At 70.3% G+C, this 5,037-nt stretch carries 9 protein-coding genes; 1 reads left to right on the top strand and 8 read right to left on the bottom strand.

What is annotated here, in order from left to right; all coding sequences use genetic code 11:
* From L995_RS00130 to gspG, 6 genes are all read right to left on the bottom strand, one after another.
* Positions 1-621 (bottom strand): type II secretion system protein GspL (locus L995_RS00130; RefSeq protein WP_047467947.1); only part of this gene is annotated, 621 nt, incomplete at its 3' end.
* Between the two features lie 44 nt (positions 622-665).
* A complete protein-coding gene (gene gspK / locus L995_RS00125; protein WP_016448733.1) occupies positions 666-1,643 on the bottom strand; it encodes a type II secretion system minor pseudopilin GspK in 978 nt (325 codons plus the stop codon).
* Complete coding sequence (locus tag L995_RS00120) at positions 1,640-2,347, bottom strand: prepilin-type N-terminal cleavage/methylation domain-containing protein (protein ID WP_043790035.1); 708 nt, start codon at positions 2,345-2,347, stop codon at positions 1,640-1,642. Before L995_RS00120 ends, gspK begins: the two co-directional genes overlap by 4 nt.
* On the bottom strand, positions 2,348-2,746 hold the full coding sequence (gspI, locus tag L995_RS00115; RefSeq protein WP_016448731.1) for a type II secretion system minor pseudopilin GspI: 399 nt from the start codon (positions 2,744-2,746) through the stop codon (positions 2,348-2,350).
* The gene (locus tag L995_RS00110; protein WP_047467942.1) at positions 2,743-3,198 is read right to left on the bottom strand and encodes a GspH/FimT family pseudopilin; all 456 of its coding nucleotides are present in this window, start codon (positions 3,196-3,198) and stop codon (positions 2,743-2,745) included. The genes gspI and L995_RS00110 overlap by 4 nt, the downstream gene beginning before the upstream one ends.
* Before the next feature lie 82 nt (positions 3,199-3,280).
* Positions 3,281-3,757, bottom strand: coding sequence for a type II secretion system major pseudopilin GspG (gene gspG, locus L995_RS00105; RefSeq protein ID WP_016448729.1), 477 nt, complete (start codon positions 3,755-3,757; stop codon positions 3,281-3,283).
* Between the two features lie 22 nt (positions 3,758-3,779).
* On the opposite strand from gspG, the gene L995_RS00100 reads away from it, so the two are divergent.
* The gene (locus L995_RS00100; RefSeq protein ID WP_016448728.1) at positions 3,780-4,253 is read left to right on the top strand and encodes a type II secretion system protein N; all 474 of its coding nucleotides are present in this window, start codon (positions 3,780-3,782) and stop codon (positions 4,251-4,253) included.
* A 6-nt stretch (positions 4,254-4,259) separates the two neighbouring features.
* Here the strand turns inward: L995_RS00100 and L995_RS00095 are convergent, their stop codons facing one another.
* Both L995_RS00095 and L995_RS00090 read right to left on the bottom strand, forming a co-directional pair.
* Positions 4,260-4,853, bottom strand: a complete 594-nt coding sequence (locus L995_RS00095; protein WP_047467935.1) for a histidine phosphatase family protein — start codon at positions 4,851-4,853, stop codon at positions 4,260-4,262.
* A partial coding sequence (locus L995_RS00090; RefSeq protein WP_047467933.1) for an adenosylcobinamide-GDP ribazoletransferase occupies positions 4,850-5,037 on the bottom strand: 188 nt, incomplete at its 5' end. The genes L995_RS00090 and L995_RS00095, both read right to left, overlap by 4 nt.

The following is a 5,037-nucleotide window of genomic DNA, read 5'->3' as shown; positions in this document are numbered from 1 at the left end:
CCGCGTCTGGATCGGGGTGTCGGGGGGCAGGGCCTGCAGCAGGGCGGCCAGCATGGCGGGGTCGGCACTGTCGGTGCGCAGCGGCAGGCAGGCCAGCGAGTCCATGCCTTGCGGGGCCGTGCTCAGGCCGGTGGCCAGCAGCCAGGCCGATTCAGGTGTGCCCACGGCCCACAGCTGGGGCGTGGACTGGGGCGGGCATTCGGGCACGATGCGGCCCACGGGCCGGCCTGCGGTCTCCAGGGCCTGCAGATGGGCATGGAGCCAGGCCTTGTCGCAGGCGGCAACCCAGCAGGGCTCGCCCGCGCGTGCCTGAGGCTGCAGCGCCAGATGCAGTTGGGAGGGGTCGTCGAGCAGGCGCTCTTCCAGCAGCCCGTCGAGCACGGCACGCAGGCGCACATGTCCACGCCGGCTCCCCGTAGGCACGCCATGGGGGAGGCTGACCAGATGCCAGGACAAGGCCTGGTGCGGCACCACGGCAACCGTCTGGCCGGTGCGGCCAGGATCGGGCAGCAGGCCTGCTGCGGCGTGGCCATGCCGGTCGGCGCGCAGGCCGTCGCTGCTGAGTGCGTAGGCGTATTCGCCAGCGGGGCCCGCAGGCAGATGAAGAATCAAGGTGCTCATGGACGGAAGCGGGCATTGTAGGGGCCGAGTGTGACAGGCATCTGTCACGGCGCGGGAGCTTCGGGCAATCCCCAGTCCCCCCTCTCGCGCCAGATGGTAGTGACTGTCATGTTGTTGCGCCGCAACATGGAGCGTTCGCTGGCCACGATCTCGCCCAGGCGCATGCGGCCACGCGCCTCGAAGAAGCTGGTGGCGACCGACAGGTTCTGTCCCTCGAATTTCTGCGGCAGGCCCAGCGCGTTGGAGGCATCGGCCAGGCTGCGCAGCGGGCGCGATGCGCGCAGCTGCACCAACTGGCTGGCCTGGGACCAGGTCAGGTCCTCCACGCTGGCCCAGATGACTTCGGCGCTGGCGGTGTTGAGGTTGACGGGCGTGTTCTCGGGCAGCAGGGTGATGTAGGGCTCCAGGCGCGAGACGACCTCGGGCGGCAATCCCAGCCAGCCGAGCTGGCTCAGCGTGCGCGGCATCAGGAACTGCGCGCCCTCGCCGGCGGTGGCCGCTGCGCGCAGGGCCTGGACGATCTGGGCGGCATAGGCAGGGGGCAGGTTCAGGCGTTCCAGCAGGCGTGCCAGCGGGCGCAGGGTTTCGGGCTTGTCGGGCGCGCCCAGCAGGTTGCGCAGGTTCAGGCGCGACTGCAGGTCGATGATCTGGCCCGAGAGAAAGGCGTCCTGCATGTCGGCCATGCCGTCATCGACCTGGCTGACGTTGTTCTGCGCCGCCAGGAAGGTGGACAGGCGCGCCTCCTGCAGCGGTACGGCCCAGGGTTCGGCCAGGTGGTCCACCTGCAGGCTGGTGCGCGCATCCTCGGCCAGCACCACGCGCGACCAGTCCAGCGCACCCAGCAAAATCCAGGCGGCCTGCATGCGGTTGCGCTCGGCGGTCTCGACCTCCACGCTGCGCCACTGCTGCCACAGCGCGGTGGCAGCAAAGGTGGCGACCAGCGTGACCGTGAGCATGGCGGCCAGCAGGGCCACGCCGCGATGGCGGCGGCGGACGGGCAGGGTGCGGGGTGCGCGCATCATGATCGGCTGTTGGATCGCAGGGGGTTGACCCAGTCCATGGTGACGCGGCCGGGGACGGCGCTGTCGGGCGGCAGGGTCAGTTCGACGCGTATGCCGTCAGGAATCGCGGGCAGCTGTGCGCTGCTGTTGGTGCCGCCGGATGGTGGATTGGGCGTGCCCGTGCCGTTGTCCGAGCCGCTGGACTGCGGGTTGCTCCAGGCGTTGTCACGGTAGTAGTACAGGCGCCACTGGTCCAGGGGCAGCAGCACGGTTTCGCGGCGGCGCTGGTCGTCCGAAGGATTGCGTCCCCATTGCGCCCCCTGGTTCCAGGCCTCGCGCCACTGGGCGCGCGTGCGCAGCGGTGGCGACTGCCAGCGCAGCCACTGGTCGCGTCCGGCTGTCTGGCGGCGGGCCCAGGCCACGACCACGGCGCCATCGTCCACGGCGGCACTGCTCTTGCGGGTCATGCGCAGCACCTGGCCATCCCAGTCGATGACCTGGGCGTGCTCCAGCGGCATCAGTGCTTCGAGGTCGGCATTCCACTGGGCGATCACGGTCTGCAGCACGATCTGCTGCTCGTTGCGCGCGCGAATGGTCTCCTGCGAGCGCACCATGCTGTCCAGTCCGCGCCAGCTCACCAGGGCCAGCAGGGCCATGACGGCGATGGCCACCATCAGCTCCACCAGGGTGAAGCCTTGCGCGCGGGAGAAAGGGCGCAAACGCATCTAGAAGCGGCCCACGATGGTCGATACCCGCAGCACCGGATGCTCGGCCGTGACGACCAGGGCATCCACGCGGCGGAAGCTGGGGTTGGGCGTGGGGCGCACGCTGAGCTGGACCTGCAGCTGCCGGCTGCCCTGCTCGCAAGTGAAGCTGTTGTCGCCCACGGGCGGCATCTGGCGCGACAGGCGCAGGCGCACCAGTTCGTTTTGCGCGCACAGCTGGGCCAGCAGCACCTCGGACTGGCGCTCGGCATTGCGAGTCAGGGCCGATGTGGCCTGCAGGCCTGCCATCAGTGCAATGCCCACGATGCCCAGGGCCACCAGGACCTCGATCAGCGTGAAGCCGTGCGGCAGGCGCCTTGGCGCGCCGTGCCTGCGGCGTGGTCCGTGGATGCCTGTCATGGCAGGGATTGCACGGCAAAGGGCCGCAGTCCATCCGTGGCCACGCGCAGCGGCGGGCTGTTGGAGTCGCGCAGCGTCAGCGTGACGGACTGGGGAGGAATCAGTGGCTCGGGGCCGAGGATCAGCGGCGTCGCCGGCTGTGCCTGCACCCCGGGCTGCAGCCATTGCGAAGGCAATTGCGCGCTGGCCGGCAGGCCCTCGAAGCGAAAGCCCTGCGGCATGGGCCGCCAGCGCACGGGCACGCCGTTGGCTCGTGCCTGTGCGCGGGCCGATTCCAGCAGTGCGGCCAGGCGCTCGGCCTCGCGTTCCAGCTGGGCCTGCCCGCTGTTGCGCAGAGACAGGCTTGCGCCGGCAGCGGCAATCGCCATGATGCTGATGACCACCAGCAGTTCCAGCAGGGTGAAGCCGCGCGAAGGAATGGTCAGGGTGGGCGCAACCGTCTGGCGGGGCATGAGAGCAGGCAGGCCCGCCGGGAGTGCGGGCCTGTGGTGCGGTGCAGCGCGGCGCTTGCGGGCCATCGCCCGGGCCATCGACTTACTGCCAGCTGCCGATGTCGGCATCCTTGCCCTCTCCGCCGGCCTGGCCGTCGGCACCGAAGGACATGATGTCGATGGGGCCCTTGATGCCCGGATTCAGGTACTGGTACGGGCGGCCCCAGGGATCGTTGGGCAGCTTTTCCAGGTAGGGCTTCCAGTTGTTGGGCAGCGGTCCGCTCGTGGGACGGATGATCAGGGCCTGCAGGCCCTGCTCGGCCGTGGGATAGCGCTGGTTGTCGAGGCGGTAGAGCTTGAGCGCCTGGGAGATGTTGGTGATGTCGGTGCGTGCAGCCGTGACGCGGGCATCGTCGGCGCGGTCCAGCACGTTGGGCACGATCAGGGCCGCCAGCACGCCGATGATGACCAGGACCACCATCAGCTCGATCAGCGTGAAGCCGCGCTGGACGGCGGTGCGCAGGGCAGGCAGCGGACGGCGGGGAAGGCTGGTCATGGAACGGTGCAGCAAATTGGACATATCGCTCCATCATAATCGCGCGATGGTGACACTTTCATTGAACCGGGGCCAGGCCCGGACCTGGCACGTCAAGGCGGCCACATTCGTGCTCTGGCTGCTGGCGGCCGGCATCGTGGCTTTCTGGGCCATGCGCCTGGGCAATGGCGGCGCGGGGGCGCCCGTGCCACCGGCTCCCCCCGAGGCACTGCAGGTCGATGCACCCGCGCTGGCGCAGGCCCTGGGGGGCGTGGCCGCTGCTCAGGGTGTTGCTGTGCCCGTCGCGGCGCCTGTGGTCTCGCGCTATGCGCTGGTGGGTGTGCTGGCCGGTCGCGACAGCGGCGGCGGCGCGGCGGTCATCGCCGTGGGCAACCAGCCGGCCAAGCCGTTTCGCGTGGGGCGTGCCGTGGAAGAGGGCGTGGTGCTGCAGTCGGTCTCGGGCCGCGAGGCGCGCCTGGGCCCCAGCGTCGATGGCCCCGCCTCCATCACGCTGCAGCTGTCCCTGCCCGACAAGCGCTGAGTCCGGTCAATGCGGCGGCTGCAGTTCCAATACCAGCCAGCCGCCAAAGTCAGGCGCCGGCAGCGTCCACTGGGCCGCCTGAGGCAGGGCGTTGCCTTCACGCATCAGCCATTGCACGCAGCGCGCCACGCCGGCATGGGTGATCCAGACGATGTCGCGCCCGGCGCCGTCGTCCTTCGAGTACATCCTTGCCTGCTGCAAGGCCTCGTCCACCCTGCGCAGCATGGCGGCCAGGGACTCTCCCCGGCCCGGCGCGTGCCCGGCAAGGTCTGCCGCCCAGGCATCGATGGCGCTGCGGTCCAGCGCATCCCATGGCTGGCCTTCCCAATCGCCGAAGTCCATCTCCAGCAGGCGGCTGTCCGCCGCCGATGCCAGGCCGGGCCGCAATGCCTGCAGGGCCTGTGCCAATTGATGGCATCGGCGCAGTGGCGAATGCGCCAGCAGACAATCCGCAGGCAGGGCGAGGTGCAGGGCCTGCGCCGCATCGGCCGTGGCCTGGGCGTCGGCCTCCATGTCGAGCCGGCCATAGCAGATGCCGGGCTCCACCAGGGGGCGGGCATGGCGTACCAGCCAAAGGCGCGGCGTTGGGAGAGCGTTCATTGCATGCGCATCAGCACAGCGGCGGCGCCCAGCAGCATGGCCAGTTCACAGACCTGCTGGGCGGCGCCCAGGCAATCGCCCGTCATGCCGCCCAGGCGACGGCGCAGCCAGCGCACCATGGCGGCCGTGACCATGGCGCCGGGCAGGACCAGGCCGATGACGAGCGGCAGGCCCGCCAGCCACG

Origin of the sequence: Delftia sp. ZNC0008 (assembly GCF_000799035.1) — a bacterium.
Taxonomy (GTDB): domain Bacteria; phylum Pseudomonadota; class Gammaproteobacteria; order Burkholderiales; family Burkholderiaceae_C; genus Comamonas; species Comamonas tsuruhatensis.
Note: the sequence above shows the minus strand (reverse complement) of the source record. Positions and strands in the feature narration are given on the sequence as shown.

What these genes read in the sequence shown, in the direction of transcription:
- gspK (WP_016448733.1), bottom strand. Translation starts at nt 1,643, where the DNA reads ATGATGCGCGCACCCCGCACCCTGCCCGTCCGCCGCCGCCATCGCGGC.
- L995_RS00095 (WP_047467935.1), bottom strand. Translation starts at nt 4,853, where the DNA reads ATGAACGCTCTCCCAACGCCGCGCCTTTGGCTGGTACGCCATGCCCGC.
- L995_RS00110 (WP_047467942.1), bottom strand. Translation starts at nt 3,198, where the DNA reads ATGCCCCGCCAGACGGTTGCGCCCACCCTGACCATTCCTTCGCGCGGC.
- gspI (WP_016448731.1), bottom strand. Translation starts at nt 2,746, where the DNA reads ATGACAGGCATCCACGGACCACGCCGCAGGCACGGCGCGCCAAGGCGC.
- L995_RS00120 (WP_043790035.1), bottom strand. Translation starts at nt 2,347, where the DNA reads ATGCGTTTGCGCCCTTTCTCCCGCGCGCAAGGCTTCACCCTGGTGGAG.
- gspG (WP_016448729.1), bottom strand. Translation starts at nt 3,757, where the DNA reads ATGTCCAATTTGCTGCACCGTTCCATGACCAGCCTTCCCCGCCGTCCG.
- L995_RS00100 (WP_016448728.1), top strand. Translation starts at nt 3,780, where the DNA reads ATGGTGACACTTTCATTGAACCGGGGCCAGGCCCGGACCTGGCACGTC.